This window comes from Lysobacter sp. 5GHs7-4 (genome assembly GCF_021284765.1).
Lineage (GTDB): Bacteria > Pseudomonadota > Gammaproteobacteria > Xanthomonadales > Xanthomonadaceae > Lysobacter.
The window spans coordinates 1,956,495-1,983,188 of the sequence record NZ_CP089924.1 but is presented as its reverse complement, the minus strand read 5'-3'; the positions used below and the strand labels follow the sequence as shown (position 1 = coordinate 1,983,188).

At 69.9% G+C, this 26,694-nt stretch carries 25 protein-coding genes; 4 read left to right on the top strand and 21 right to left on the bottom strand.

Features of this window, described 5'->3' with window-relative positions; genetic code table 11:
- Positions 1-55: 55 nt before the first annotated feature.
- A complete protein-coding gene (locus LVB77_RS08975; RefSeq protein WP_232909791.1) occupies positions 56-571 on the bottom strand; it encodes a CYTH domain-containing protein in 516 nt (171 codons plus the stop codon).
- A 36-nt stretch (positions 572-607) separates the two neighbouring features.
- Between LVB77_RS08975 and LVB77_RS08970 the strand changes: the two genes are divergently transcribed.
- Complete coding sequence (locus LVB77_RS08970; RefSeq protein ID WP_232909790.1) at positions 608-790, top strand: hypothetical protein; 183 nt, start codon at positions 608-610, stop codon at positions 788-790.
- 611 nt (positions 791-1,401) lie between these two features.
- Here the strand turns inward: LVB77_RS08970 and rlmD are convergent.
- The 3 genes from rlmD to LVB77_RS08955 form a co-directional block, all read right to left on the bottom strand.
- Positions 1,402-2,757, bottom strand: a complete 1,356-nt coding sequence (gene rlmD, locus LVB77_RS08965) for a 23S rRNA (uracil(1939)-C(5))-methyltransferase RlmD (protein WP_232910218.1) — start codon at positions 2,755-2,757, stop codon at positions 1,402-1,404.
- A gap of 217 nt (positions 2,758-2,974) precedes the next feature.
- Positions 2,975-3,583 (bottom strand): YdbL family protein, encoded by a 609-nt coding sequence (locus tag LVB77_RS08960; RefSeq protein ID WP_232909789.1) that lies wholly within the window; start codon positions 3,581-3,583, stop codon positions 2,975-2,977.
- 35 nt (positions 3,584-3,618) lie between these two features.
- The gene (locus LVB77_RS08955) at positions 3,619-5,658 is read right to left on the bottom strand and encodes a hypothetical protein (RefSeq protein ID WP_232909788.1); all 2,040 of its coding nucleotides are present in this window, start codon (positions 5,656-5,658) and stop codon (positions 3,619-3,621) included.
- Between the two features lie 46 nt (positions 5,659-5,704).
- Between LVB77_RS08955 and LVB77_RS08950 the strand changes: the two genes are divergently transcribed.
- Positions 5,705-6,442: a response regulator gene (locus tag LVB77_RS08950; RefSeq protein ID WP_232909787.1), complete on the top strand. Its 738-nt coding sequence runs from the start codon at positions 5,705-5,707 to the stop codon at positions 6,440-6,442.
- 244 nt (positions 6,443-6,686) lie between these two features.
- Here the strand turns inward: LVB77_RS08950 and recO are convergent, their stop codons facing one another.
- The 10 genes from recO to rpoE form a co-directional block, all read right to left on the bottom strand.
- Positions 6,687-7,448, bottom strand: coding sequence for a DNA repair protein RecO (gene recO / locus LVB77_RS08945; RefSeq protein WP_232909786.1), 762 nt, complete (start codon positions 7,446-7,448; stop codon positions 6,687-6,689).
- 83 nt (positions 7,449-7,531) lie between these two features.
- Positions 7,532-8,665, bottom strand: coding sequence for a hypothetical protein (locus LVB77_RS08940; RefSeq protein WP_232909785.1), 1,134 nt, complete (start codon positions 8,663-8,665; stop codon positions 7,532-7,534).
- 7 nt (positions 8,666-8,672) lie between these two features.
- Positions 8,673-9,569, bottom strand: coding sequence for a GTPase Era (gene era, locus LVB77_RS08935; protein ID WP_232909784.1), 897 nt, complete (start codon positions 9,567-9,569; stop codon positions 8,673-8,675).
- 102 nt (positions 9,570-9,671) lie between these two features.
- A complete protein-coding gene (gene rnc / locus LVB77_RS08930; protein WP_232909783.1) occupies positions 9,672-10,349 on the bottom strand; it encodes a ribonuclease III in 678 nt (225 codons plus the stop codon).
- Entirely contained in the window at positions 10,327-10,710 is a 384-nt protein-coding gene (locus tag LVB77_RS08925; RefSeq protein WP_232909782.1) for a DUF4845 domain-containing protein, read from the bottom strand. Before LVB77_RS08925 ends, rnc begins: the two co-directional genes overlap by 23 nt.
- A 65-nt stretch (positions 10,711-10,775) precedes the next feature.
- Positions 10,776-11,561 carry a signal peptidase I gene (lepB, locus tag LVB77_RS08920; protein ID WP_232909781.1) on the bottom strand — a complete coding sequence of 262 codons (786 nt, stop codon included), beginning with the start codon at positions 11,559-11,561 and terminating at the stop codon, positions 10,776-10,778.
- 108 nt (positions 11,562-11,669) lie between these two features.
- Positions 11,670-13,463 (bottom strand): translation elongation factor 4, encoded by a 1,794-nt coding sequence (lepA, locus tag LVB77_RS08915; RefSeq protein WP_232909780.1) that lies wholly within the window; start codon positions 13,461-13,463, stop codon positions 11,670-11,672.
- Positions 13,464-13,574: 111 nt separating this feature from the next.
- Positions 13,575-15,089 (bottom strand): Do family serine endopeptidase, encoded by a 1,515-nt coding sequence (locus tag LVB77_RS08910; RefSeq protein ID WP_343226227.1) that lies wholly within the window; start codon positions 15,087-15,089, stop codon positions 13,575-13,577.
- Positions 15,090-15,230: 141 nt separating this feature from the next.
- Positions 15,231-16,097, bottom strand: coding sequence for a sigma-E factor negative regulatory protein (locus LVB77_RS08905; protein ID WP_232909779.1), 867 nt, complete (start codon positions 16,095-16,097; stop codon positions 15,231-15,233).
- A gap of 1 nt (position 16,098) precedes the next feature.
- Entirely contained in the window at positions 16,099-16,701 is a 603-nt protein-coding gene (gene rpoE / locus LVB77_RS08900) for an RNA polymerase sigma factor RpoE (RefSeq protein ID WP_232909778.1), read from the bottom strand.
- Positions 16,702-16,949: 248 nt separating this feature from the next.
- On the opposite strand from rpoE, the gene LVB77_RS08895 reads away from it, so the two are divergent.
- The gene (locus LVB77_RS08895; RefSeq protein WP_232909777.1) at positions 16,950-19,001 is read left to right on the top strand and encodes a 3-hydroxyacyl-CoA dehydrogenase NAD-binding domain-containing protein; all 2,052 of its coding nucleotides are present in this window, start codon (positions 16,950-16,952) and stop codon (positions 18,999-19,001) included.
- Positions 18,998-19,471 (top strand): hypothetical protein, encoded by a 474-nt coding sequence (locus LVB77_RS08890; protein WP_232909776.1) that lies wholly within the window; start codon positions 18,998-19,000, stop codon positions 19,469-19,471. Before LVB77_RS08895 ends, LVB77_RS08890 begins: the two co-directional genes overlap by 4 nt.
- A 364-nt stretch (positions 19,472-19,835) precedes the next feature.
- On the opposite strand, the gene LVB77_RS08885 is transcribed toward LVB77_RS08890, so the two are convergent.
- The 7 genes from LVB77_RS08885 to fabF all read right to left on the bottom strand — a co-directional run bounded on the left by LVB77_RS08885 (position 19,836) and on the right by fabF (position 26,629).
- Entirely contained in the window at positions 19,836-20,201 is a 366-nt protein-coding gene (locus tag LVB77_RS08885) for a PilZ domain-containing protein (RefSeq protein WP_232909775.1), read from the bottom strand.
- The gene (locus tag LVB77_RS08880; RefSeq protein ID WP_232909774.1) at positions 20,198-21,169 is read right to left on the bottom strand and encodes a DNA polymerase III subunit delta'; all 972 of its coding nucleotides are present in this window, start codon (positions 21,167-21,169) and stop codon (positions 20,198-20,200) included. The genes LVB77_RS08885 and LVB77_RS08880 overlap by 4 nt, the downstream gene beginning before the upstream one ends.
- Positions 21,166-21,804: a dTMP kinase gene (gene tmk / locus LVB77_RS08875; protein WP_232909773.1), complete on the bottom strand. Its 639-nt coding sequence runs from the start codon at positions 21,802-21,804 to the stop codon at positions 21,166-21,168. Before tmk ends, LVB77_RS08880 begins: the two co-directional genes overlap by 4 nt.
- Entirely contained in the window at positions 21,801-22,940 is a 1,140-nt protein-coding gene (gene mltG, locus LVB77_RS08870) for an endolytic transglycosylase MltG (protein ID WP_232909772.1), read from the bottom strand. The genes tmk and mltG overlap by 4 nt, the downstream gene beginning before the upstream one ends.
- Positions 22,937-23,779: an aminodeoxychorismate lyase gene (gene pabC, locus LVB77_RS08865; protein WP_232909771.1), complete on the bottom strand. Its 843-nt coding sequence runs from the start codon at positions 23,777-23,779 to the stop codon at positions 22,937-22,939. Before pabC ends, mltG begins: the two co-directional genes overlap by 4 nt.
- Positions 23,776-25,131: an aminodeoxychorismate synthase component I gene (locus tag LVB77_RS08860; protein ID WP_232909770.1), complete on the bottom strand. Its 1,356-nt coding sequence runs from the start codon at positions 25,129-25,131 to the stop codon at positions 23,776-23,778. The genes pabC and LVB77_RS08860 overlap by 4 nt, the downstream gene beginning before the upstream one ends.
- A 259-nt stretch (positions 25,132-25,390) precedes the next feature.
- Positions 25,391-26,629 carry a beta-ketoacyl-ACP synthase II gene (gene fabF, locus LVB77_RS08855; protein WP_232909769.1) on the bottom strand — a complete coding sequence of 413 codons (1,239 nt, stop codon included), beginning with the start codon at positions 26,627-26,629 and terminating at the stop codon, positions 25,391-25,393.
- Positions 26,630-26,694 lie beyond the last annotated feature (65 nt).

Here is a 26,694-nt window from a genome sequence, read left to right as displayed (position 1 = left end):
GGATGAACGGCATCGGCGCTTACACGGGCGCCGGCATGCGTCCGAAGGGCCGTCCTCAGGGCGCCAGGCCCGCGCGCTCCTGCTCGTCCCACTGCGCGTACGGCCGCGTCGCCAGGGCCAGGTTGTAGTAGCGCGCCGCATCGGTCACTTCGCGCCCCAGCCAGTCCGGACGCACATAGGCCTCGTCGGCGTGCGCCAGCTCCAGCTCGGCCACCACCAGCCCGGCGTTGTCGCCCAGGAACTCGTCGACTTCCCACACATGCCCCTCGTGCTCCACATAGTGCCGGCGCTTGTCAATCGCACCGCCCGTACACAGCGCCATCAACGCGCGCGCGTCGGCCACCGGGATCGGATAGTCGAACTCCTGGCGGGTGTGCCCTAGCTCGCGCGACTTGAGGTTGAGATAAGCCGCATCGCCGGCGATGCGCACGCGCACCGAGGCCTTCATCGCACCGCTGTCGAGGATGGCCAGATCGTTCAGGTACCCCTGCGCCATCGCCACGACCTCCCGCGCCTGCGCGCGCCAGCCGTCGCCGGCCACCAGAAATTTGCGCTCGATTTCGATACCCATAACTCACCCTTTCGCGAATGCAGCGGTCTTTCCGCATTGTCCGACAGCGGCACGCCGTGCGCATCACCTGAGCAACCGCCGCAACAGGTCGCGGTCGCGGTCGCGGTCGCGGTCGCGGTCGCGGTCGCGGTGGCGGTGGCGGTGGCGGTGGCGGTGGCGGTGGCGGTGGCGCCGTTGCCGTTGCCGTTGCCGTTGCCGTTGAGTTTGCTCCGGCATTGAAGTCCATTGACCCGAAGTCACACGACCATCCCCAGACCCGGAGGGCGGCGCGCAGGACGCGCGCCGTTTTTCGATAAGACAGGGATGTCTTATCGAAAAATCCCCGCGCAAGCTCCGAAGCCACACGGGAGCTCCTGGCTCAGACCCTTCTCTTTGGTTACTTTCTCTTGGGCCAGCAAGAGAAAGTGACCCGCATGCGCAGCAGGCGGAAGCCCTTGACCTTCGGTCAGAAGCAGCAAAGCAACGGCCAAAGCAAATCCTCCCCAACCCTCCTTTGTCAAAGGAGGGAGCTAAAAGCGCAACGCCGGAATTTGGAGGCCATCGGAACCGGATAGGCTCGATAGCCGGGATTCGCGGTCGCGGCTCACGCCGCTCCTACAAAGAGGGTCGGCAAGAGAAAGTGACCCGCATGCGCAGCAGGCGGAAGCCGTTGACCTTCGGTCAGAAACAGCAGAGCAACAGCCAAAGCAAATCCTCCCCAACCCTCCTTTGTCAAAGGAGGGAGCTAAAAGCGCAACGCCGGGATCTGGAGGCCATCGGAGCCGGATAGGCTCGATAGCCGGGATTCGCGGTCGCGGCTTACGCCGCTCCCACAGAGTGCGCGAAACCGCTCAGGGTTCGAACAGCGCGATCGACTCCACATGCGCCGTATGCGGGAACATGTCCATCACCCCCGCCGCGCGCAGCTTCCAGCCCTTCTCCCGTACCAGATACCCCGCATCGCGCGCCAACGAGGCCGGATGACAGCTGACGTACACGATGCGCTTGAATTGCTTCAACGGCAGCTGCGTCAGCACGAAATCCGCACCGGAGCGCGGCGGATCCAGCAGCAGCCGGTCGAAGCCCTCGCGCATCCAGGCCTCGCCGCTGAGATCCTTGCCCAAATCGGCCGCGTAGAACTGCGCATTGGCCAGGCCGTTGTGCGCGGCGTTCTCGCGAGCGCGCTGAACCAGCCCCGCCTCGCCCTCCACGCCCACCACTTCGCGTACCTGCCGCGCCAGCGGCAGAGTGAAATTTCCCAGGCCCGCGAACAGATCGAGCACGCGATCCTCCGGCTGCGGCGCTAGCAGGTCCAGCGCATGCTGGATCATGCGGCCGTTCAAACCGGCGTTGACCTGGATGAAGTCCAGCGGCCGGAACGTCAGCTCCAGGTTCCACTGCGGCAGCGTGAACGCCAGCCGCGGCGCGGCCGGCCACAGCGGGTGCACGCTGTCGACGCCGCCGGGCTGCAGGAACACGGCGAACCCGTGCTCACGCGCGAAGGCGACGATGGCGCTGCGGTCGGACTCCGACAGCGGCGCCAGATGGCGGAAGGTCAGCGCCACGCCGCAGTGGGCGTTATCGCCGTCGTCGAGCATGGCGTCGCCGGCGATGAACTCCACCTGGGGAATCTCGCGCCGCGCCTGCAGGCTATCGACCAGCGCCGCCAGCGCGGAAATCTTGTCGCCGATCGCCGGAATCACCGTTTCGCAGCGCGCGATGTCGGCGACGAAGCGCGGATCGGTTTCGCGGAAACCGACCAGGGTCTTGTCCTTCTTCTCGACCCGGCGCACCGAGAACCGGCCCTTGCGGCGGTAGCCCCAGGCCGAATCGGTCAGCGCCGGCAGCACGCGCTCGGGCGTGACGTGACCGATGCGTTCCAGGTTCTCCATCAGCACGCTTTGCTTGGCCAGGATCTGGCGGTCCTCGGCCATGTGCTGCAGCGCGCAGCCGCCGCAGGTACCGAAATGCTGGCAGCGCGCGGCGACGCGGTCGGCCGAGGCTTCCAGCACCTCCAGCGTCACCGCCTCGTCGTAGCTGCGCGAGCGCGCGGTCTGCTTGGCCATCACGCGTTCGCCCGGCAGGGCACCGGCGACGAACACGGCTTTGCCGTCGGGGCGGCGGGCTACGCCGCGGCCGTCGTGCGTCAGGCCGCCGATGGCGACCTCGAAAGGGGTTTGATCGATGCGGGCCACAGCTGCTGGCAGGAATCAAAGGCCGCGCATTGTAGCGGTGTTCGGGGAACGGGGTTCGGAAAGGCCGAACAGGCCAAGGCCTTCGCTCGTCATCCCCGCAAAGCGGGGGATCCTGGCTCCAGCGCAGCATGACGCTGAAATTTCTGGATCCCGCCCGCGCGGGGATGACGGCTTGGGGCGTCGCGGCGAATGGCCAGTCGCGCCGCGAGCTCGGAACCCCGAATCCCGATTACTTCTGCTTCCAACCGCCGCCGGCGTCCTGGTACCACCAGCCGCCGCGGGCGCTGTCGATCCACTGGCGCGCGAACACCTTGCGGATCTGCGGCTCCCATTCCGGGTGGCCGTTGGCGACCGCCACCTCGCGGTACACCGCGGCCGAATCGCGGTTCTGATCGGCCACGGCCTGGTTGACGCCGACGCGCGCGGCCAGCGGGATCTGCGCCGCGTCGCGCACCTCGACGTTGCCGTCGTTGCCGAAGCCCAGCGCGCCGGAATCGAAATGCGCGCGCAGCTGGCCGTCGAAGCGGCCCTTCATGCGCGCCTGGATGGCCTGGATCGCGGGCGTCTTGATGGTGATGTCCGGCGAGGACTGCGCGTAGGCGCTGCCGATGCCGACCAGCGACAGCCAGTCGATGCGCGGGCCCAACGACGCGCTCTGCCCGCCCGGCTTGGGCGCAGGCGTGGGCGTCGGCGCGGTGGGCTGGACCTCGTCGCCGATCACCTTCTCGACGAATTCCTTGGCCGCTTCCTTGGCCTCGGCGGCCGGGAAGTACACGTTGATCGTCACGCAGGCCGTGAGCATCACGGCGGCGACCGGCAAACCCATCCAACGGCGCATGTTCGTTTCCTTCTGAAGAGTATTCGACGACGGGTTTACTGCACGACGGGCTTGACGTCGCCCTTGCCGACGGCCTCGAGCCGTTCCAGCAAGGTCGGCCAGTCGACCCGGCGGTTGATGCCGACCACGTCCAGGCGCGGCAGGCCCGCGCCCTGGACGATAATAAAGGCCTGGCCGCCTGAATCCTTACTGGCCGGCCCCAATCCGTCCATATGGCAGACCTCGTCGGCGAGCCGGCAGGAGATGCCCAGGCGCGCGTAGCCGAAGTCGTCGAAGAAGCCGATCAGCATGCCCTGCAGGCTGCCGACGAAGGACGCGTCGCCGACGCTGGACAGGTCCTGCACCGCGCGCTGGCTGATGCGCTGGCGCACGCCGGGCTTACGGTCCGTGCGCAGGCTGGCGTCGAACGCGACCGGCTGCCAGTCGACCAGGCGCAGCGCGTCGATGCGGCCGTCGAGCTTGCCGGTGATGCTGCCGAAGCCGAGCACGCCGGTCAGCGATTCCAGGTCCAGGTCGTCCAGCGCGATATCCGCCGACAGCGTCGGCGCCACGCCGAACGGCCGCTCCATCGCCAGCGAGGACACGTTCACGCTGCCGCCGAACAGCTGCATGTTGAGGCCGCCGTCGAAGGCCAGGCGGTCGTCGGCGTAATGCGCCTGCGGAATGCGCCCGCTGAGCTCGCCGGTGAACGCCGGCCCGTCCACGGCCTTGGCGATGCGGCCGATGTCGAGCCGGTCCAGGGCCAGGCCGAAACGGATGTCCAGGCCGCGCTCGCCCGCGGGCGGGCGCAGGCGCAGGCCGTCGAAACTCACCTGCCCGCCCAGCATGGGGAAGCTCACCGCGCGCTGCAGGCGCAGTTCGCCAGCGCCGCTGGTGAACGGCAACTGCGCGGGGCCGAACTGCAGGCCGTACAGGGCGCCGCCCTGCCAGTTCAACGCGCTGGCGACCGGCGCGTCGGCCGAGTAGCGCAGGTTGCCGGCCAGCCCGTCGAAACGGAAACGGCCTTCGGGATCGTCGATCGCCGCGTCCTGCAGGCTGGCGTCGGCCGCATGCAGTTCGCCGCCGGCCACGCGCAGGCGCGCCTGCATGGCGCCGCGCAGTTGCAGCTGACTCAGGCCGGCCAGGCCCAGAAAGCCGGTGAGGTAGCCGTCGCGCAAGGGCGCCAGATTCTCGCTGCGCAGGTCCAGATCCAGCGCATCCAGGCCGGCGTCGGCGGTCAGCGCGGCGCGGCCTTGCGCGCTGAGCACGCCTTCATCGCGCCACAGCAGGCGCGGCAACTGCCAGCCTTGCGCGCCCTGGCGCCGCGCGCTCAGTTGCAGCATCACGTCGCGCTGTTGCAGCGACAGATAGGCGTTGCCGAACAGCAGCTCGCCGCCGCGCAGGCGGCCGTCGATGTCGAATGCGGTGGTCTCGCCGAAACGCGCGTCCAGAGTGAGCTCGGCTCCCAGATGCTCGGCGGCGGTGGCGCCGTCGGGCGTGTCGAAGGCGCCGCCGCGCAGGGTGATCGGCCCGGCCACGCGCAGCGGCGCGTGCTCGGCCGCGGTCACGGTCAGCCGGGCGTCGACTTCGCCGCCCTTAAAACGCGCCTCCGGCCAGGCTTGCGCGGCCAGGGCCTGGGTCCAGGCCAGTGGCACCCGGGTCAGGTCGATGCGGGTCGCGTCCGGCGCGGCCGCGTTGCGGTGCAGCGCGACCACCGCCGCGCCGCGCGACAGACGCGCATCGGTGACCGCCACGCCCAGGTCCAGCGCCAGCCGCAGCGGCGCGGCGCGCCCGGAGCGCAGCTCGCCCTCGCAGCGCCAGCCGCCGGTGCCGTCGCGCCGCAACGGGCAGCGCCAGCTCACATCGGCGAACCTGTAACCCAGTTCCGGCGCCACCACACTGGCCGCCTCCAGTCGCAGCTCGCCCTGCTCGGCCTGCGCCGGCCAGTCCAGCGACACCCGCACCTCGCGCAAACTTGCGACGGCGGTCTCGATCCGCCCGATCTTCGCGTTCAGGCTGCGCGCGCAGGCATCGCCGGCCAGGCAAAAAACCGGCAGCGACATCCACAGCAGCAGGCGTACTATCGGGGACGACATAGCCGGCAGCATAACCAGCGGAGCCCCCGACCCGATGGAACCGACGATGAATTCGCCGTCATTACCGCGTCTGCTGTTGGTCGAAGACGACCCCACCAGCCGCGCCTTCCTCACCGCCGCGCTGCAGGCGCTGCCCGCCGACATCGACGGTGCCGACAGCGTCGCCGCCGCGGTCGCGTTGGGCAACGCGCAGGACTACGACCTGTGGCTGTTCGACGCCAACCTGCCCGACGGCAGCGGCATCGAATTGCTCGCGCGCCTGCGCGCGCGGCATCCGCGCACGCCCGCGCTGGCCCACACCGCCGCCGCCGATGCGTCGGTGCTGGAAGGCCTGATCGCGGTCGGCTTCAGCGAGGTTCTGGTCAAGCCGCTGCCGGCGGCCGCGGTGCGCGCGGCGATCGCGCGCGCGCTGGGCCTGGACGCGCACGATCAGCGCGCCGTCGCCCACGTCGCCTCCGGCGCCAAGCAGCCGGTATGGGACGACGAGGCCGCCGCCAGCGCGCTCAACGGCAACTCCGCGCACGTGGAGACCTTGCGCGGCCTGTTCGTGCAGGAGTTGCCGACCACGCACGAGGCGATCCTGGCCGCGGCGCATCGCGAAGACCTGGACACGGTGCGCGCGGAACTGCACAAGCTGCGCGCGAGCTGCGGCTTCGTCGGCGCGGTGCGCTTGTGCGAAGCGGTGCAGGCCTTGCAGAACGAACCCGAATCGCGCGAGCGCCTGGCGCGTTTCGACGACGCGGTGCAGGACACACTGGCGACGTCGCTGCAGGCGGTGGTCTAGGTGGTGCGCGGGTAGCGCTGCGCTCGCGCCGTAGCGCCTGCTTTTCTTTTGCCGTCATTCCCGCGCAGGCGGGAATCCAGTGACCTGGGCGATTCCCAGATCGGCGGTGCCCTTGATCGAAGCCGCTAGAAGGCTTCCTCGCTCTGCGGTCATGCACGCTAAAGCCACTGGATTCCCGCCTGCGCGGGAATGACGGGCAAAAGCGCGTCAGGTGCGGACGCAGGTGCAGGTGACGTGCTGCCCCTCAAGACTCCGCACCGCCCTCGCCCGCCGGCCGCACGCGCGGCGCGACGCGCGCCAACTCGCTCAGCAGCTCCCAGGACTTCAAACCGCGCGGCCCGAGGTGGTGTGCGAGCACGCCGCGCATGGCGCGACGCAGGCCGGCCAGATCGTCGCTGCCCGGCAGGCGGTCGGCGGCCAGCGCCAACAGGGCCTGTCCGGTGGCGGCGCCGCTGCGGTCGGCGTGGCCGCGGTCGCTGAGCAGGCGGCGCGGACCGTGCTCGGGGTCGAGCCGGTAACGCGCGGCCGGATCGATCGCGGCGCCGTCGCCGTCGTGGCTCCAGTCGAAACCAAATCCCAACGCGTCCAGCAAGTCGCGCTCGAAGCGGCGCAGCGTCCAGCCCGGCGAGGCCTCGTCGCCCAAGCGCAGGCGCGTGCGCGCATAAGCCTCGTACAGGTCCGGCAAGGGATCGTTGCGCGGCGCCAGGCGCAGGCTCAGTTCGTTGAGATAGAAGCCGGCCAGCATGGCGTCGCCGGACAGGCGCGGCGCCGCGTCCAAGGCCTCGGCCGCGGTCAGCCGCGCCAGCTCGCCCATCTGCACCGCGTCGAAACGGATCCACTGCAGCGGCTGCAGGGCCGCGCGCAGCAACTGCTTCTTCGGCCCCTGGATGCCGCGCGCGACCAGGCCGATGCGGCCGTGGTTCTGGCTCAGCACCTCGATCAGCGCGCTGGTCTCGCGCCAGGGGCGCGCGTGCAGGACGAAGGCGGGCTCGGCGGTGTAGCGCATGCGTCTACGCTAGCGCAGCCGATGCGCGCACGACAGCGACATTCGCAATCGCGAGGCCGCGGCGATGGCGTCGAATTCGTTCTTCAGACGGCATCGGCACGGTGACGTCGCAAACGCCGGCGCGCGATCGCGCTCACCGCGATAGCCCCTGCCAGCGTCAGCAGTATCGCCAGCGCCACCACCGCGATAGCGGCCAAGCCTTGGCCGTAGCCGAAGTGGTAGCCCTGCCCCTGCGGCAGCAAACGCTCCGGTGCATACACCGCCGCCAGTCCGGTATAGGTCACCGCCAGGCCCCAGACCGCGCCGGCCGCGAGCCCATAAGGCCAGACCCTGCGCGTCTGCGCACGGCCGATCGCGGCCGCGCGCTCTGCGCGGCGCGCGATCGCGTTGCCCGTCATCGCGCACCACGACCAGCCACCCAGCACCGCCAGCCCCAGTAGCAGCAGCGTCGCCCAGCTCAGCACCTGGTAGCCGATGCCCGGCGGCGCCTGGGTGGTGATGGCGATGGCGTCGGCCGGCAATGCGGCATAGCGGCCGCGGTACTCGTCGCGGTAGGGATCGCGGTCCTGCGGATCGATGCGCAACGCCGGCTCGGATGCGAACCGCCAGCCGTCGGGCACCGTCACGCGCACGTCCAGTCCGCCGAAACCGGCCCAGCTGCGCGCCGGCGCAAGCACGTAGGCGAACTGGTACAGCAGCGTCGGGCCGTCGCGCATGCTTTGCATGATCGGCGCGCGATAGCTGACGCTGAAATCGTGTTGCCCCGGCGGCAGCACGAAATCCAGGGCCAGGCTGTCGGCCTGGTCGACCTCATAGGACCGCGGCGCTTCGCCGGACAGGCCCGGCGTGGTCGCGGGCGGCTGCCAGGTTTTGGGCAGCGTGGGCTGCTGCAGCGGCTGCGCCGCGATCGGACGGCCGTCGAGCCGGGCCTGAAATTGGGCGACGCCGTTGGCCCCGGTCGCGAACACCGGCCGCAGGCGCACGGCCGGGCCGGTATTGTGCAGGCGATAGTCCACCTGGACCTCCGCCAAGTCCGGCTGGTAGGACAGGTCGATGCGCAGGTCCTCGTGCACGATACGCACCGCGTCGAAGCCACGCGGCTCGGCGACCAGCAGCGCTTCCCGCCAGGGCTTGCCCATGTTGGCCCAAGCCGGCGCCGCGCACAGCAGCGCGATCGCCATCAATCGCGCACGCAGACGCCCCCGGGCCGGGATCACGGCGGGCTCAGTCGTGGTAGCCGAACGCGCGCAGCGCGGCTTCGTCGTCCGACCAGCCCTCGCGCACGCGCACCCAGGTTTCCAGGAACACTTTCGCGCCGAACAGGCGCTCCATCTGGATGCGCGACTTGGAACCGATCTCGCGCAGGCGCTCGCCGCCCTTGCCGATCACGATCGCCTTCTGGCCGTCGCGCTCGACCCAGATCACCGCGCCGATGCGCAGCATGCTGCCGTCGACCTCGAACTTCTCGATCTCCACCGTGGTCGCGTACGGCAGTTCTTCGCCGAGCTGGCGCATCAGCTGCTCGCGCACCATCTCGCCGGCCAGGAAACGCTGGCTCTTGTCGGTGATCTCGTCCTCGCCGTACAGCGCGTCCTGCTCCGGCAGGAAACCCAGCACGGTCTTGACCAGCGCTTCCAGCCCGCTGCGCTTGAGCGCGGAAATCGGATGCACGCCGGCGAATTCGCGGCCGTCGCTGACCTTGGCCAGGTACGGCAGCAGCGCGGTCTTGTCCTTGAGGCGGTCGACCTGGTTCACCACCAGCACCACCGGCAGCCCGGCCTTGCGCAGGGCGTCGTAGGCCAGACCGTCCTCGTCGTCCCACTGGCCGGCGCGCACCACCAGCAGGGCCGCGTCCACGCCTTCCAGCGCGCCGCGCGCGGCGCGGTTCATCCAGCGGTTCATGGCGCGCTTCTGTTCGCGGTGGATGCCGGGCGTATCGACCAGCAGCAGCTGCCCTTCCGGGAACGTGGCGATGCCCAGCAACTGGTGGCGGGTGGTCTGCGGCCGCGGCGAGACGATGCTGACCTTGGCGCCGACCAGGGCGTTGACCAGGGTGGATTTGCCCACGTTGGGGCGGCCGATCACGGCTACGTGACCGGCGCGATAGGGGGATGCGTTCATGCGCAGATTGTCCGCGTGTGCGGGCCGGAGGGCAAACCGGGCGCGCCCTGCCCGTATTTGGCGTCGGGCATCGGTACCGCTTGGCCCGCGCCCGGCGCTGCCTCAGTAGTTCGGATCGAGCTGGCGCAGCGCCGCCTCGGCGGCCAGTTGCTCGGCGGCGCGGCGCGAGGCGGCCTCGCCCTGCGTCGAGAGCGGCGGCTGGGCGATGCTGCAGCTGACGCGGAAGGTCTTGGCGTGGTCCTCGCCGGACTCCGACAGCAAGGCGTACACGGGCAGCGGCTTCTGCCGGCCCTGCAGCCATTCCTGCAGGCGGGTCTTGGCGTCCTTGCCGACCTTGTGCGGCGGCGGCAGCGCCGCCATCGCCACCTCGAACCAAGGCAGCACGCGCGCACGGCAGGTCTCGAAACCGGCATCGAGATAAATCGCCGCGACCACCGCTTCCAGCGCGTCGGCCAGGATGGAGTCGCGGCGGTGGCCGCCGGATTTCATTTCGCCCGGGCCCAGGGTCAGGCGCGCGCCCAGTTCCAGCTCGCGCGCGATCGGCGCCAGCGCGGATTCGCGCACCAGCTCGGCGCGCGCACGCGTGAGCGCGCCTTCGTCGGCCTGCGGCCAGCGCGCGTACAGGGCTTCGGCGACGATCAGGTTGACCAGCGAGTCGCCCAGGAATTCCAGCCGCTCGTTATGCGGCGCACCGGCGCTGCGATGGGTCAGGGCCTGCTCGAGCAGGCCCGGCGTCGCGAACCGGTGCTCGATGCGATCAGTCGGCGGCACCGCTACCACGGCGCAGATCCTGCTTGGCTTCGAAATGGCCGACCACGTCGAGGTTGGCGATCAGCGGGCGGCGCACTTCGTAGTTCACCAGGATCTCGTAACCCGAGTCCTTGCGCTGGATCTTGACGTGCTCGTCCTTGACGTTGTCGGCGTAGCTCACGTACAGGCGACGGAAGAACAGCTTCTTGATCTTGGCCGGATCGTTGTCGGAAATGCCCGGTTCGGCCGCGATGCCGGTGAGGGCGCGCTTGACGCCGTAGTACTCGGTGTACATCGGGATCAACTTCATGCCCATGTAGACGAATACACCGACCACCGCCAGCACGATGATGAACCCGAGCAGGGTCATGCCGCTTTGATTACGCTTCATCCGATCATCCCCCCGTCGTTAGACGCGAATTGTTGAGTGTCACCGTGCCGCGACGGCGGTCGCCGTCACGGGATGCTGTTGCCGATACGCGAGAAATCCACGCCCCCATCGACGTTCATCCAGATCAGGAACGCCTTGCCCCTCAGGTTCTGCTCCGGAAGGAAGCCCCAGTATCGGCTGTCCTCGCTATTATCACGATTGTCGCCCATCACAAAATAGTGACCGGCCGGAACCACCCAATCGCCCTCTCCTTGATCGAGCAACGGCAAATTGGTCCGTTCCAGGACGCGGTGCTCGCGCCCGAGCAGATTTTCGGCCAGTTCCTGCGAGCCCGTCATCTCTGTGCCGTTTCCGTGCCCTTCGTAGGTACCGATCGGCGTGTACTTGAGCAGTTCCCCGTTCACCGTCACCTGGTTGTCGTGGTAGCTCACGCGGTCGCCCGGCAGGCCGACCACGCGCTTGATCCAGTCCTGCTCCGGGTGGTGCGGCGGCTTGAAGACCACCACGTCGCCGCGCTGCGGCTCGCCCAGGGCGATCACCTTGCGGTTGTTGATCGGCAGGCGCAGGCCGTAGGTGAACTTGTTGACCAGGATGAAATCGCCGGTCAGCAGGGTCGGCATCATCGAGTTGGACGGGATGCGGAACGGCTCGGCGATGAAGCTGCGCAGCACCAGCACCACCAGCAGCACCGGAAAGAAGGCCTTGGAGTAATCGACCAGGAACGGTTCCTTGCCGTCGTCCAACAAGCTCTCGCGGGCGGCGCGGCGCTTGGCCAGGAACAGTTTGTCGAGCAGCCAGACGGCGCCCGAGAACAACGTCAGCGATACCAGTGCGATCTCAAACCAGCGCATGCGAGCTCCTAGAAAGCCGGATTCCGGCGTTCGGTATCGGAAATACGTCGTGCGCGTCGCGCAGCGGCCTCATGCCGCCGGCCGGGCACGCCGATCCCCGATCCGTCCTCACTTGTTGTCCACCTGCAATACCGCCAGGAACGCTTCCTGCGGAATCTCCACGCGTCCGACCTGCTTCATCCGCTTCTTGCCCTCTTTCTGCTTCTCGAGGAGCTTCTTCTTGCGGCTGATGTCGCCGCCGTAGCACTTGGCCAGGACGTTCTTGCGCATCGCCTTGACCGTGCTGCGGGCGATGATCTGCGAGCCGACCGCGGCCTGGATGGCGACGTCGAACATCTGCCGCGGAATCAGCTCGCGCATCTTCTCGGAGATCTCGCGGCCGCGGCGGTCGGCATGGGCGCGGTGGGTGATGATGCTGAGCGCGTCGACCTTGTCGCCGTTGATCAGCGTGTCCACGCGCACGAACGGACCGGCCTGGAAGCGCAGGAACTGGTAGTCCAGCGAGGCGTAGCCGCGCGAGACCGACTTGAGGCGGTCGAAGAAGTCCAGCACCACCTCGGCCATCGGCAGCTCGTAGCTGATCTGCACCTGGTTGCCCATGTAGGTGATGCCGATCTGGCTGCCGCGCTTTTCCTCGCACAAGGTGATCACGTTGCCGACGTAATCCGGCGGCGTGAGGATGTTGGCGCGGATGATGGGCTCGCGGATCTCCTCGATCATGTTGACCTGAGGCAGCTTGGCCGGATTGTCCAACGGCATGGTGGTGCCGTCGGTCTTGAGCACTTCGTAGATCACCGTCGGCGCGGTGCTGATCAGGTTGAGGTCGTACTCGCGCTCCAGGCGCTCCTGCACGATCTCCATGTGCAGCATGCCCAGGAAGCCGCAGCGGAAACCGAAGCCCATGGCCTCGGAGCTTTCCGGCTCGAAGCGCAGCGCGGCGTCGTTGAGGCGCAGCTTTTCCAGGGCCTCGCGCAGATCCGGGTAGTCCTCGGCGTCGACCGGGAACAGGCCGGCGAACACGCGCGGCTGCATTTCCTGGAAGCCCGGCAAAGGCTTGGGCGCCGGATCGGCGGCCAGGGTCAGGGTGTCGCCGACCGGCGCGCCGTGCACGTCCTTGATGCTGGCGTTGATCCAGCCCACCTCGCCGGCGCCCAGCTTGGGCAGCTCCTTGCGCTTGGGCGTGAACACGCCGACCTTGTCGACCAGGTGGGTGCGGCCGGTGGACATGACCTGGATCTTGCTGCCCGGCCCGATCTCGCCCTGCATGACCCGCACCAGCGAGACCACGCCCAGGTAGTTGTCGAACCAGGAGTCGATGATCAGCGCCTGCAGCTTGTCGGTGTCGCGCGGCTTCGGCGGCGGGATGCGATGCACGATCGCCTCCAGCACGTCGACCACGTTGAGACCGGTCTTGGCGCTGATCGCGACCGCGTCTTCGGCGTCGATGCCGATCACCGCCTCGATCTCGGCCTTGGCGCGCGCGATGTCGGCGGTGGGCAGGTCGATTTTGTTGAGCACCGGCACCACTTCCAGGCCCTGCTCGACCGCGGTGTAGCAGTTGGCGACCGACTGCGCTTCCACGCCCTGGGCCGCGTCCACCACCAGCAGCGCGCCTTCGCAGGCGGCCAGCGAGCGGCTCACCTCGTAGCTGAAGTCGACGTGGCCGGGGGTGTCGATGAAGTTGAGCTGATAGACCTGGCCGTCCTTCGCCTTGTAGGGCAAGGAGACCGACTGCGCCTTGATGGTGATGCCGCGCTCGCGCTCGATCGGGTTGGAATCGAGCACCTGCGCTTCCATCTCGCGCGCCTCCAGGCCTCCGCAGAGCTGGATGATGCGGTCGGCCAGGGTCGATTTGCCGTGGTCGACGTGAGCGATGATGGAGAAGTTTCTGATCTGCTGCATGCGGGACGGCGCGAAGCTCACCGGTTCCAGAGAGTTAACGGGAGATTATCGCATACCGCGCCGCAGCCACGTCCGTGCGCCCGCCACCCGGGCGGGCGCACGCGTCCCGCCTCAGCCGGCCTTGGCCTCGGCGGTGACGGCGATGAACTGGGTGGCGCCGCCACGGCGCACCAGCAGCATCACGGTGTCGCCCGGACGCACCCCGGCCAGCTCGCGGTTCAGCGCCGAGGCGCTGCCCACGGCGGTGCGGCCCACCGACAGCACCACGTCGCCCGGGCGCAGCCCGGCCTCGCCGGCCGCGTCGCCCGGCGTCTGCACCAACACGCCCTCGCCGGCCTTCAGGCCCAGGCGCTGGCGCGCATTCGCGGCCAGGTCCTGGCCGACCAGGCCCAGGGCATTGCTGCCGCCGCGGCCCGGGGCCACGGCATCGTCGTCGTTGGCGGCCGGACCCGGCGCGCCGGCGACCTCGGCGCCCAGCGCGCCCAGCACCACCTGCTCGGTCAGCAGCTTGCCGCCGCGGTTGATCTGCAGCTTGACCTTGGCCCCCGGCGCCAGCGCGCCGATCAGCGGCGGCAGGTCGCTGGAGGTGTTCACCGGCCGGTCGTTGACCGCCAGGATCACGTCGCCGAGCTGGATGCCGGCCTTTTCGGCCGCGCCGCCGGCCTGGACGTTGTTGACCAGCGCGCCGCGCGATTCGGGCAGGCCCAGACCCTTGGCGCTCTCGGACGTGATCGCCTGCACGCCGACGCCGAGCAGGCCGCGCTGGACCTTGCCGGTCGCGCGCAACTGTTCGGCGGAGTTCATCGCCACGTCGATCGGGATCGCGAAGCTCACGCCCATGTAGCCGCCGGAGTTGGAGAATATCTGCGAGTTGATGCCGACCACCTCGCCGCTGGTGTTGAGCAGCGGACCGCCGGAATTGCCCTGGTTGATGGCCACGTCGGTCTGGATGAAGGGCACGTACTGCTGGTCGGCGTAGGGGTTCATGCGCCCGACCGCGCTGACGATGCCGGCCGTGACCGAGTGGTCCAGGCCGAACGGCGAGCCGATCGCGATCACCCACTGCCCCGGCTTGGTCAGGCTGGCGTTGGCCAGGCGCAGGAACGGCAGGCTCTTGGCGTCGATCTTGAGCAGGGCCACGTCGGACTGCTCGTCGCTGCCGACCACCTTGGCGGTGAACTCGCGGCGGTCGGACAAGGTGACCTTGACCGTGTCGGCGCCGTCGACCACGTGATGGTTGGTCAGCACGTAGCCGTCTTGCGAAATCAAAAAGCCGGTGCCCAGCGAATTGCCGCCGCCGCGCGGGCCGCGCGGACCCGGGCCCTGCGGGCCGCCGGGCATGTCGGGGCCGAAGAAGCGGCGAAAGATTTCCGGAATCTCGTCCTCGTTCGGCATCTGCCCGCGGCTGGCGCGGCGCGGCGCGATCTCGGCGCGCACGTTGACCACCGCCGGCCCGACGCGCTGCACCAGTGCGGTGAAATCGGGCAGGCCGCTGACCAGCGGCGCGGACGGCGTCGCCGATGGCGGCGGCGCGATCGGGGTGGAAGGCGTTTGCGCGGTGCAGGCGACCGGCAGCAAGGCGACCAGGGCGCTGGCCAGGGCGACGGAGCGTAGCGGACGAGTCATGGAACCGGCCTCGAAGGTTGCGGGGGTTTGGCCGCGCGGCCTTGCGGCCGCGCGAGTTCGGGGGAAGCTGCGGGAAAAGCGCCGGCGGCTCGGAGCGCGGGTCGTGCACGCGCTCGTACGAGGCTCCGCCGCTGCGGCCGTTTAGGGCTGCGGCATCCGGGTTTCGGATTCCCGGGCCGGCGGCGCCTGCACCGGTTCGGTCGCGCGCGGCTCGAAGGGATAGAACGAGCGCGCGCTGGCGCTGGTGCTGCTGGAACCGTAGCTGGCGGTGAAGCCGCCGGTGGCCGGGTAGTCCGGCAGCACCGCGCGCGGCCACGGCCGCGACGCCGGCTCGCTGTGCTGCGGCCGGAACGGATTGGCCGCGGCGGCGGTGCCGGCGGCCGCAACCTCGATCGCCGGCGCGGCGGCGACGGCCTGCGTCTGGCCCTGACGGCGCAACGCGGCGCGCTGGCTCTGCGCGCGGGTGCTGCGGCGTTCGGAGATGCGGCGCGGCACCTCGGCCACCGCCACTGCGGCGGCGGCCAGGCCGGCGGTCTGCTGTTCGGGGCTTTGCGGCAGCGGCGCGGCCGGGGCCGGGACGCTGGCGGCGTCGGCGCTGGCGACCTGGGTCTGCGGCGCGGCGGCGTCGGGGGCCGCGTCGTTGGAGAACGGGCGCGCCACGAACAAGGCCGCCACCGCCACCGAGGCGGCCAACGCGCCGCCAATCCAGCCGCGACGGCTGGCCGGCGCCGGCGTCGGCGCGGCGGCACGCGCGGTCGCGGCCTCGGCGGCGATCGCCGCGGCGACGCGGTCGGCGAAATTCGGCGCGGCGATGCCGGCGGCCTGGCCGCGCAGGGCGTCGCCGCACAACTGCCAGCTGCCGCAGGCGCGGCGCCACTGCTCGTCGTGGCTCAGGCGCTTGAGGGCGAACCGGGCGGCATCGCCGTCGAGCTCGCCATCGAACAGCGCGCTCAGGGCTTCGCGGTCGGAGACGGGGGTTTGCTCGTCGGAGGCAGGTAGGGACGTCATATCAGTGGGCGCGCTCGCGTGTGTCTTGGTTGTCCAACAGGGGCCGCAGCTCGACGTCGATCGCCTCGCGGGCGCGGAAGATCCGCGAACGCACGGTGCCGATCGGGCAGCCCATCTTCTGCGCGATGTCCTCGTAGCTCAGGCCGTCCACCTCGCGCAAGGTGATCGCGGCCCGCAGTTCCTCCGGCAGGGATTCGACCGCGCGCATTACCGTGCGTTCGATCTCCTGGCGCAGCAATTCGTGCTCGGGGGTGTCGCTGTCGCGCAGGCGGATGCCGGTTTCGAACTGTTCGGCGTCGCCGGCGTCGATGTCGTCGGTCGGCGGCCTGCGGTTCTGCGCGACTAGGTAATTCTTGGCGGTATTCACGGCGATCCGGTGCAACCACGTGTAGAACTGCGCATCGCCGCGGAAATTCGGCAGCGCGCGGTAAGCGCGCAGGAAGGTTTCCTGGGCGACATCCTGGCATTCGCTCCAGTCGGGTATGTAGCGCCCGATCAGTGCGGTGATCCGATGCTGGTATTTGCGCACCAGGGCATCGAAGGCCGTACTGTCGCCGCGCTGGACACGCCTGACCAGCTCTTGGTCCAACTCGTTCTCGGCCATGCCGCGCCGGCACTCCTGTCAGCTCGGCCGTGGCCGAACAATGGGACAACCCTGTCGGGAGAAAGTTCAATCATGTACATAAATGGGGCCGGGGCCGCGCCGGCGCAAGCGCCAAGGGTCACGCCGCCGCACCGGTCCGGCCGGTGCGGCCGGGCCCCGGAACCGAGACCTGGGTCGTGCCGATTTGACGGCGACGAAACAACCTCGGGATGATAGCGGGATATCCATACCTACACGCATGGTGCTGCATGATCTCTGGCCTGGACGGACTGCGTTTCCAACACTGGCAGACCGAGCTGCGTGAGGACGGCGTGCTGCTGCTGTCGTTCGACCGCGCCGGCTCGTCGGTCAACACCTTCGGACAGGACGTCCTGATCGAACTCGATGCCCTGCTGGAACGGCTGGCGCTGGACCCGCCCAAGGGCGTGGTGCTGCGTTCGGCCAAGGCCTCGGGCTTCATCGCCGGCGCCGACATCAAGGAGTTCCAGACCTTCGACGAAAAGGGCACCGTCGGCGACGCGATCCGTCGCGGCCAGCAGGTGTTCCAGCGTCTGGCCGAACTGCCCTGCCCGACGGTCGCCGCGATCCACGGCTTCTGCATGGGCGGCGGCACCGAAATCTCGCTGGCCTGCCGCTACCGCGTCGCCAGCAGCGATCCCTCGACCCGCATCGGCCTGCCGGAAGTGAAGCTGGGCATTTACCCCGGCTGGGGCGGCAGCGTACGCCTGCCGCGATTGGTCGGCGCGCCGGCCGCGTTCGACATGATGCTGACCGGCCGCGCGCTGTCGGCGTCCAATGCGCGCGCGATCGGCCTGGTCGACAAAGTGGTGGAAGCGCCGCTGCTGGTCGACGCCGCGGTCGCGCTGGCGCTCAAGGGCACGCAGCGTCCGTTCAAGCAGCGCTTCATGGGCTGGGCGACCAACAGCTGGCTGGCGCGCAAGATCCTGCCCGGCATGCTGACCAAGCAGGTCGCGCGCAAGGCGCGCAAGGAGCACTACCCCGCCCCGTACGCGCTGATCAATACCTGGGCGCGCAGCAGCGGCGGCGTGCAGGCGCGCCTGGCGGCCGAGCGCAAGTCGGTGGTCAAGCTGGCGTCCACGCCGACCGCGCGCAACCTGATCCGGGTGTTCTTCCTGCAGGAGCGGCTCAAGGGCCAGGGCGGCAAGGACCACGGCATCCGCAACGTGCACGTGGTCGGTGCCGGCGTGATGGGCGGCGACATCGCCGCCTGGTCGGCCTACAAGGGCTTCGAGGTCACGCTGTCCGACCGCGAGCAGCGTTTCATCGACGGCGCGCTGACCCGCGCGCAGGAACTGTTCGCCAAGCGCGTCAAGGACGAGAGCAAGCGTCCGGCGGTGGCGGCGCGGTTGAAGGGCGACCTGGCCGGCGACGGCGCGGCCACAGCCGACCTGGTGATCGAGGCGATCATCGAAAAGCCCGAGGCCAAGCGCGAGCTCTACGATCAGGTCGAGCCGAAGATGAAGCCCGACGCGCTGCTGACCACCAACACCTCGTCGATTCCGCTGGTGGAGCTGCGCGACCACATCCGCCGGCCGGCGCAGTTCGGCGGCCTGCACTACTTCAATCCGGTGGCGCTGATGCCGCTGGTGGAAATCATCCGCCACGACGCGATGGCGCCGGAGACCGAGCAGCGCCTGGCGGCGTTCTGCAAAGCCATCGACAAGCTGCCGGTACCGGTCGCGGGCACGCCCGGCTTCCTGGTCAATCGCGTGCTGTTCCCCTACATGCTGGAAGCGGCGACCGCGTTCGCCGAAGGCATCCCGGGTCCGGCGATCGACAAGGTCGCGGTGAAGTTCGGCATGCCGATGGGCCCGATCGAATTGATCGACACCGTCGGCCTGGACGTGGCCGCGGGCGTGGGCGCGGAGCTGGCGCCGTTCCTGGGCCTGAGCGTGCCGGCGGCGTTGAGCGGCGTGGAGCCGAACAAGCGCGGCAAGAAGGACGGCCAGGGCCTGTACAAGTGGGAAAACGGCCGCGCCCAAAAGCCGGAGCTGTCCAAGGACTACCAGACGCCGTCGGACCTGGAGGATCGCCTGATCCTGCCGCTGGTCAACGAGGCGGTGGCCTGCCTACACGACGGCGTGGTCAGCGATGCCGACCTGTTGGACGCGGGCGTGATCTTCGGCACCGGCTTCGCACCGTTCCGCGGCGGCCCGATCCAGTACGTGCGCGAAACCGGCGCCGATGCGTTGCTGGAGCGCTTGAAGACGCTGCACGCGCGTTACGGCGATCGGTTCGCGCCGCGGCCGGGTTGGGATTCGCCGGCGCTGCGTCCGTGAAATCGGCGGCGCTCGCGCTGATCGTCTGCGCGGCCCTGTGCGGCCGCGCGACGGCCGCCGAAGCGCCGCCCGCAGAGCCGGAGCACATCGAGCCGGTACCGCTGACGCACAAGATCAAGGTCAAGGCCTGGGCCTGCGAGGATCACGTCGGCGAAGACGCCGAACCCGGCTTGCGTACGAGCTGGAGCGGCAAGGGCGAGCTGCGTCTGCAAGGCTTGCTCTACCACGGCGGCGACGAAACCCTGGCCGCCGCCGATGTCTCGGCCTGGCAGGTCGGCGACCGCGTCGTGGTCGCGTACCAACTCAAGAGCGATCCGTTTCCGGAGGCGCCTAGCCTGATGTGCCCGGGCTTCACCCACCTGGATATCCGCTTCCCGCCCCTGCGGACGCGGCCGCGCGAAGTCACGGTGTATGCGGGACGGCTGCGTTACACCGACGAGCCCGAGTCGGTGGCGGTGCCGGAAAAGTGAGGCCTTCGCGGCGGCAAGTGGTCGCTTGCGAGTGGATGTTCGCGGGCGATCAGGCTGCGCTACGAGAGGTTGATGGGCGCGAGGTGGGTTTCGCCGTACTTCGCGGTTTCGCGTGCCCTCAGCCCAACCCCTCTCCCGCGAGCGGTAGAGGGGCTAAAGCGCAGGAGTTCGCTTTCCCGAGGCCGAACGCTTCTGTCCCTCTCTCAGGACTAACAGAACGCCGCTTCTGCCCTCTCTCAGGACTACGGCAGAACGCCGCCTCTGTCCCCTCTCCCGCTTGCGGGAGAGGGCCAGGGTGAGGGGATGAACGCGTAGCGCGAATGCTCTTGATCCTTCCCAAGATAGGAAGTCGCACGACTCGCGCTTACATCGTATGCGTGGCGCGATCCGCGGTGAGCGAGCCGGCCAGCAGCGCCTCGATCTTGCCCTTCACCGCATCGCCCTCGGCGGTTTCGGCGAACTGCACGCCGATGCCGGCCGGGCGGTTACCCTGCGCGCCGGTGGGCGTGACCCAGACCACCTTGCCGGCCACCGGCAGGCGTTCGGTGGATTCGGGCAGGGTCAGCAACAGGAACACTTCGTCGCCGAGGAAGTAGCGCTTGGGCGTGGCGACGAAGATGCCGCCGTACTTGAGAAACGGCATGTAGGCGCCGTACAACGCGGCCTTGTCCTTGATCGCCAGCGACAGGATGCCCTGCCTGGCTGCGCCCGCGCCTGTCGCTCCGCTCATCCCCTTCCTCCTGCGGCCCGCGCGCCATCGGGTGCGCGCCAGGCCATCAACAATTCGACTACCGCCAGGTCGGCGCGCACCGTCGTCCGCAGCAAGTCGCGGGTGCGATTGGCGCGATCGAACCAGGCCGCCAGACTGCGCGTTCGCACCGGGTCGGTCAAGCCGGAAGCCTCGGCCAGGGCCAGATCTGCGGCATGCCGCAAACGCAATGCGGCATGCTCGTCACCGACCCAGCGCTGGGCGATTTCCGAAGGCGAGGCGTCGCCGCGCGCGAGCTTGTTCAGATCGGCGGCGACATCGCGGCGCAGCTTCAGCCCATCGCCCTGCAGCCATTCGTGGGCCAGGCCGGGATGCCCGCGCGCGGCCTCCAGCGCTTCGCGCGCGGCGCCCTCGGCATGGCCGGCGGCCTTGAGCCAGGCCAGCGCCTCGTCCTGCGGCGGCAGACGAAATTCCAGGCGCTGGCAGCGGCTGCGGATGGTCGCGCTCAGGCGCAGCGGATGCGCGCTGACCAGCCACAGATAGCGGCCCGGCACCGGCTCTTCCAAGGTCTTGAGCAGGGCGTTGCCGGCGGCGTGGTTGATGGCGTCGGCCGGGTCCAGGATCGCGATCTGCGCGCCGCCGTACTGCGGCGTCAGCGCCAGGCGCTCGGACAGGCTGCGGATCTGATCGATCACGATCTCGGTGCGCAACCGCGTGCCTTCCTTGTTCGGAATGAAGGACACGGTCTGGAAATCCGGATGGGTGCCGGCGGCGTACAGCAGGCAGCCGCGGCAGTGGCCGCAGGGCTCGCCCTGCGCGTCGCGCTCGCGACACAACAGGCGCTGCGCCAGGCGTTCGGCGACCGCGCGCTTGCCCAACTGCGGCGGACCGCAGAACAACAGGCCATGGCCGAGACGGCCGGCGTCGAGCGCGGCGGTCGCCTGCTCGTAGACGCGGCGCTGCCAGGGCGCGAATGCGGGTGCGCTCACGACTGCGCCTCGATCAAGGTCCGCAGCCGCGCCACCGCCTGCGCGGCGACGATGTCGGCCGGCTGGCTGGCGTCGATCACCTGGAAGCGGTGCGCTTGCGCGCGCGCGCGCGCACGGTAGCCGGCACGCACGCGCTCGAAGAAGTCTTCGCGCTCGGCCTCGATGCGATCGACGGCGCCGCGTCCGCGCGCGCGCTGCAGGCCGATCGCGACCGGCACGTCCAGCAGCAAGGTCAGCGCGGGCTCGATGCCGACCACGCGCCGCTCGAGTTCGGCGATGAAGGCCGTATCCAGGCCGCGGCCCTCGCCCTGATAGGCGTAGCTGGCATCGGTGAAGCGGTCGCTGATCACCCAGGCGCCGCGGCGCAGCGCCGGCAGCACGGTTTCGCGCACATGCTGCGCGCGTCCGGCGAACACCAGCAGCAGCTCGGCTTCGGGCGTGGCCGGTTCGTGGTGCGGGTCCAACAGCAGGCCGCGGATCTGCTCGGCCAGCGGCGTGCCGCCGGGTTCGCGCGTGCACACCACCTCGATGCCGGTCGCTTCCAGCACCTCGCGCAGCGCCGCCAGCACGGTGGACTTGCCGGCGCCCTCGCCGCCTTCCAGCGTGATCAGGCGCGGCTGGACCTGCAGGCTCATCGTCCGACGCTCGTCGCGGGCGCTTGCGGCGTCGGCGGCGTGGCGGCTTCCTGCGCTTCCTCCAGCACCGCCTTGCCTTCTTCGGGCTGCGCACTGCTGCGCTGCGCGCGATAGCGCTGCAGGTACAGGCGCACGTTGGCCTGGTGCTGGGCGTAGGTGGCCGCGAACAGGCTGCTGCCGCTGCCGTCGCCGGAAGCGACGAAGAACAGCGCGTCGCCGGGCGCCGGATTGGCGACGGCCTTCAGCGCGCCCGCGCCGGGCATCGCGATCGGGGTCGGCGGCAGGCCGGTGCGGGTGTAGGTGTTGTAGGGCGTGTCGGTCTGCAGGTCGCGCTTGCGGATGTTGCCGTCGTAGCCCGCGCCCAGGCCGTAGATCACGGTCGGGTCGGTTTCCAGCTTCATGCCCAGCTTGAGGCGGCGCTCGAACAGGCCGGCGATCTGCGGGCGTTCGGAGGCGATGCCGGTTTCCTTCTCGACGATCGAGGCCAGGATCAGCATCTCTTCGCGGCTCTTGAGCACGCTGTTCTTGTCGCGGCCTTCCCAAGCGGCGTTCAGCGCCTTGTCCATCGCGTCGCAGGCGCGCTTGAGCACGTCCAGGTCGCTGTCGCCGCCGGTGTAGAGGTAGGTCTCGGGCAGGAAGCGGCCCTCCGGGTGCTGGCCCGGACGTCCCAGCGCCTTCATCAGCGCAGCATCGTCGAGCTTGGCGGCTTCCTGCTTCAGGTCCTGCGTGCGCGCCAGCGCCGCGCGCAGGTCGCGCAGGTTCCAGCCTTCGATCACGGTGAAGCGGTGGCTGACCACGCGGCCGTCGCGCATCGCCAGCAGCAGCTCGCGCGGCGAGGTGCCGGGCTCCAGCGCGTACTCGCCGACCTGCAGGCGCCCGGCGGCGCCCAGCTGCTTGGCCAGCGCGCGCCATTCCAGCGCGTCGCCGCCGCTCACCCCGGCCTCGCGCAGCTTGCGCAGCACCACCGGCAGCGAATCGCCGCGTTCGACGATCAGGCTCTGTCCGGCCTGCAGGCCCGCCAGCGGCGCATCGGCGAAGCGCGTGTAGCGCTGGTACAGCCAGCCGCCGGCGATCGCGGCGGCCAGCACCAGCAGCAGGAAGAAACCGCCGACACGGCGCTTGGCTTTACGACTCACGACACCTCCGAGCCCGTCGGGGCTGCAGATTCGAATGCGGGTTGCGACGCGGCCAGGCGACGCTGCAGGCCGGCCACCGCGGGATGCGAGGGCCAGACGCGCGCGCCCAGCCGGGCAACGGGCAGGATACCGCGCACGGCATTGCACAGGAAAACCGCGTCCGCGCTTTCCAGCGCGTCCTGCGACAGGGTCGCGGTTTCGGCGCCCTCGTCGCCCAGGATCGCCAGCAGATGCTCGCGGCACACACCGGCCACGCCGCAGCGATCCACCGCCGGCGTCCACCAGCGGCCCTCGCGCAGGACGAACACATTGGCCGCGGTTGCGCACACCACCGCGCCCTCGCCGTCGCGCATCAGGCCTTCGTGGGTGTCGGCGTCGGCCCATTCGGCGCGCGCCAGCACCTGCTCCAGGCGGTTGCAGTGCTTGAGCCCGGCCAGCGCCGATGGCGTGGCCAGGCGGGTCTGGCACCAGCGCAGGCTCAGGCCCTCGCGCGGCGGCGCGGCCGGCAGCGCGTGCACGGACAGTTGCCAGGTCGGCACGGCGTCGGCCGGCGGCGCGTAGCCGCGCCCGCCTTCGCCGCGGCTCACGATCAGTTTCAGTACCGCGTCGGCGCCGGCCAGCAGTTGCTCGGCTTCGGCGCGCACGTACTCCGGCGGCGGCAACGGCAGTTGCAAGCGTGCCGCACCGCGGCTCAGGCGCCGCCAGTGCGCGTCCCACCACGGCAGCCCGCCGCGGTGCGCGCGCAGGGTTTCGAACAGGCCGTCGCCGTAAGCGTAGCCGCGGTCCAGCGGGGGAAGCGCCTCGACGGCGCGCTCGCCGGCGTAGACGCGCACGTTCATCCGGCCACACCCAGCGCGCGCAGCATGCCGCGCGCCTTGGCACGGGTTTCGTCGAGTTCGCGCTGCGGATCGGAGTCGGCGACGATGCCGGCGCCGGTGCGGAAGCGCAATTGCGTGCCTTCCAGCTCGGCGCTGCGGATCAGGATGTTGAGGTCGAGATCGCCGTCGCGATTGAGCCAGCCCATCGCACCGGTGTAGACGCCGCGGCCGCCGCCTTCGAGTTCGGCGATGATCTGCATGCAGCGGACCTTGGGGCAGCCGGTGATGGTGCCGCCCGGGAACACCGCGCGGATGGTCTCGCCCGGCGTCGCGTCCGCGCGCAGGCGGCCGCGCACGTTGCTGACGATGTGGTGGACGTGGGCGTAGCTTTCCACCGTCATCAGCTCGTCGACCTCGACGCTGCCCGGCGCGCACACGCGGCCCAGGTCGTTGCGTTCCAGGTCGATCAGCATCACGTGCTCGGCGCGTTCCTTGGGATGGCCGACCAACTCGCGGATGCGCGCGAGGTCGTCGTCGCCGGCCACGCGCGGGCGGGTGCCGGCGATCGGCCGGGTCTCGACCACGTCGCCGCGCACCGACACCAGCCGCTCCGGCGAGGCGCTGACCACGGCCCAGTCGGGGCCGGCGAACAGGCCCGCGAACGGCGCCGGATTGTGCTGGCGCAAACGCTGGAACAGCGCCGCCGGCGCCAGCGGCGCGTCGAAACGCGCGCGCCAGCCGCGCGAAAGATTGACCTGGAACACGTCGCCCGCGCGCAGGTAGTCGAGCACGCGCGCAACGCCGTCGGTGTAGCACTGCGGCGCGTCTTCCTCGACGGACTGCGGCGGCTGCCACGGCGGCAGCGGCGCCAGCGCGGCCGCGCGCTCGATGTCGGCGACGATCGCGTCCAGCATCGCCGCGTGGCCGGTCTCGGCCAGCACGATGCAGTCGCCGCTGGCGCGGTCGCGCAGCAGCGCGCCCGGACAGCGCAGCGCCAGCGCGACCGGCAGCCCGCCGGGCGCCGGCGGCAGGCGCAGCACCGGTTCGACCTCGCCGGCCAGTTCGTAGCCGAACAGCAGCGCCCAGCCGCCGCGGAACGGCCAGCGCGGCTCGTCGCGGGCGACGCGCAGCTCGCGCCAGGCGGCATCCAGCGCGGCCAGAAAATCGCCGTCGCGCGCGTCACCGTGCTGGTCGCGCACCACGCCGTCCGGGTCCAGCCGCAGGCTCTCGCCGTTGCCGGCCAGCAGCAGATCCCAACGCCCCTGCGCGGTGCCGTCGGCGCTGGATTCCAGCAGCAGCGGGTAGCGCTGCGGCGCCAGGCGCTGCAGCGACAGCAGATCGGTGGTGGCGGGCAGCGCGCGGGTCAGCAGCATGATGGTGAAACCTTATACCGGCGCGCGCCGCGGCGGCGAATGCGGCCCGGGAATTCGGACGAGTGCGGCCACGGTATCCGCATCGATGACAGTCACCGACGAGCGCCGCGAGAGCACCGCGGCAGCAGCATCGCGAGGCATGACGGCGGGCGGCGGGACGACGACCGCGACTCGCCTCGCCCTGGCGACGAGCGCGGGGCGATACGTCGAACGGACCGGCCGCATCGCGACCGCTCCGCCCTGCCCCGCGCGGCGCGGATCAGATCCGCTTGAACACCAGGGTGCCGTTGGTGCCGCCGAAGCCGAAGCCGTTGGAGACGGTGACGTCGACCTTCTTTTCGCGCGCGGTGTTGGGCACGTAGTCCAGGTCGCAGCCCTCGCCCGGCTGGTCGAGGTTGATGGTCGGCGGGATGATACCGTGGTGCAGCGCCAGCACCGAGTAGATCGCCTCGGCGCCGCCGGCCGCGCCCAGCAGGTGGCCGGTCATCGACTTGGTCGAGCTGACCATGGTCTTGTAGGCGTGGTCGCCCAGCGCGCGCTTGATCGCCAGGGTTTCGGCGACGTCGCCCAGCGGCGTCGAGGTGCCGTGCGCGTTGAGGTAGGCCACGTCCTCGGGATTGATCTTGGCGTCCTTGAACGCGGCCGCCATGCAGCGCGCCGGGCCTTCGCCGTTCTCGCTGGGCGCGGTCATGTGGAAGGCGTCGGAGGTGGCGCCGAAACCGGCCAGCTCGCAGTAGATGCGCGCGCCGCGCGCCTTGGCGCGCTCGTACTCCTCCAGCACCAGGATGCCGGCGCCGTCGCCGAGCACGAAGCCGTCGCGGTCCTTGTCCCACGGCCGCGAGGCGCGGGTGGGATCGTCGTTGCGCGTGGACATCGCCTTCATCGAGCAGAAACCGCCGACCGAGGTCTGCGAGGCGCCGCGCTCGGCGCCGCCGGCGATCATCACGTCGGCATCGCCGTACTGGATCATGCGCATCGCCATGCCGATGGAATGGTTGGACGTGGCGCAGGCCGAGACGGCGGAGAAATTGGGGCCCTTGATGCCGGTCAGCAACGAGACCTGGCCGGGCAGCATGTTGATGATGGTGCTGGGCACGTAGAACGGCGAGATCTTGCGCGGGCCGCCCTCGTGGTACTTGATGGTCTGCTCTTCGATGCCCAGCAGTCCGCCGATGCCCGAACCGATCAGTGCGCCGATGCGCTCGGCGTTGGACTCGTCGACCACCAGACCGGCGTCTTCCATCGCCATCATCGAGGCGGCGACGCCGTAGTGGATGAACTCGTCCATCTTCTTGGCGTCCTTCGGACCGACCCACTTGCCGATGTCGAAGTCGCGGACTTCGCCGGCGATGCGGGTGGTGAAGTTGGACGCGTCGAAATAGGTGATCGGGCCGATGCCGGAGCGGCCGTTGACGATCCCGTCCCAGTTGCTGGCCAGGTCGTTGCCGAGCGGGGAAACGATGCCGAGGCCGGTGATCACTACGCGACGGTTGGACATGGAGCACTCCGTACTGTTGACGCGACTGTTGACGCGGGGTTTGACGCTACGCCGGCGTATCGACC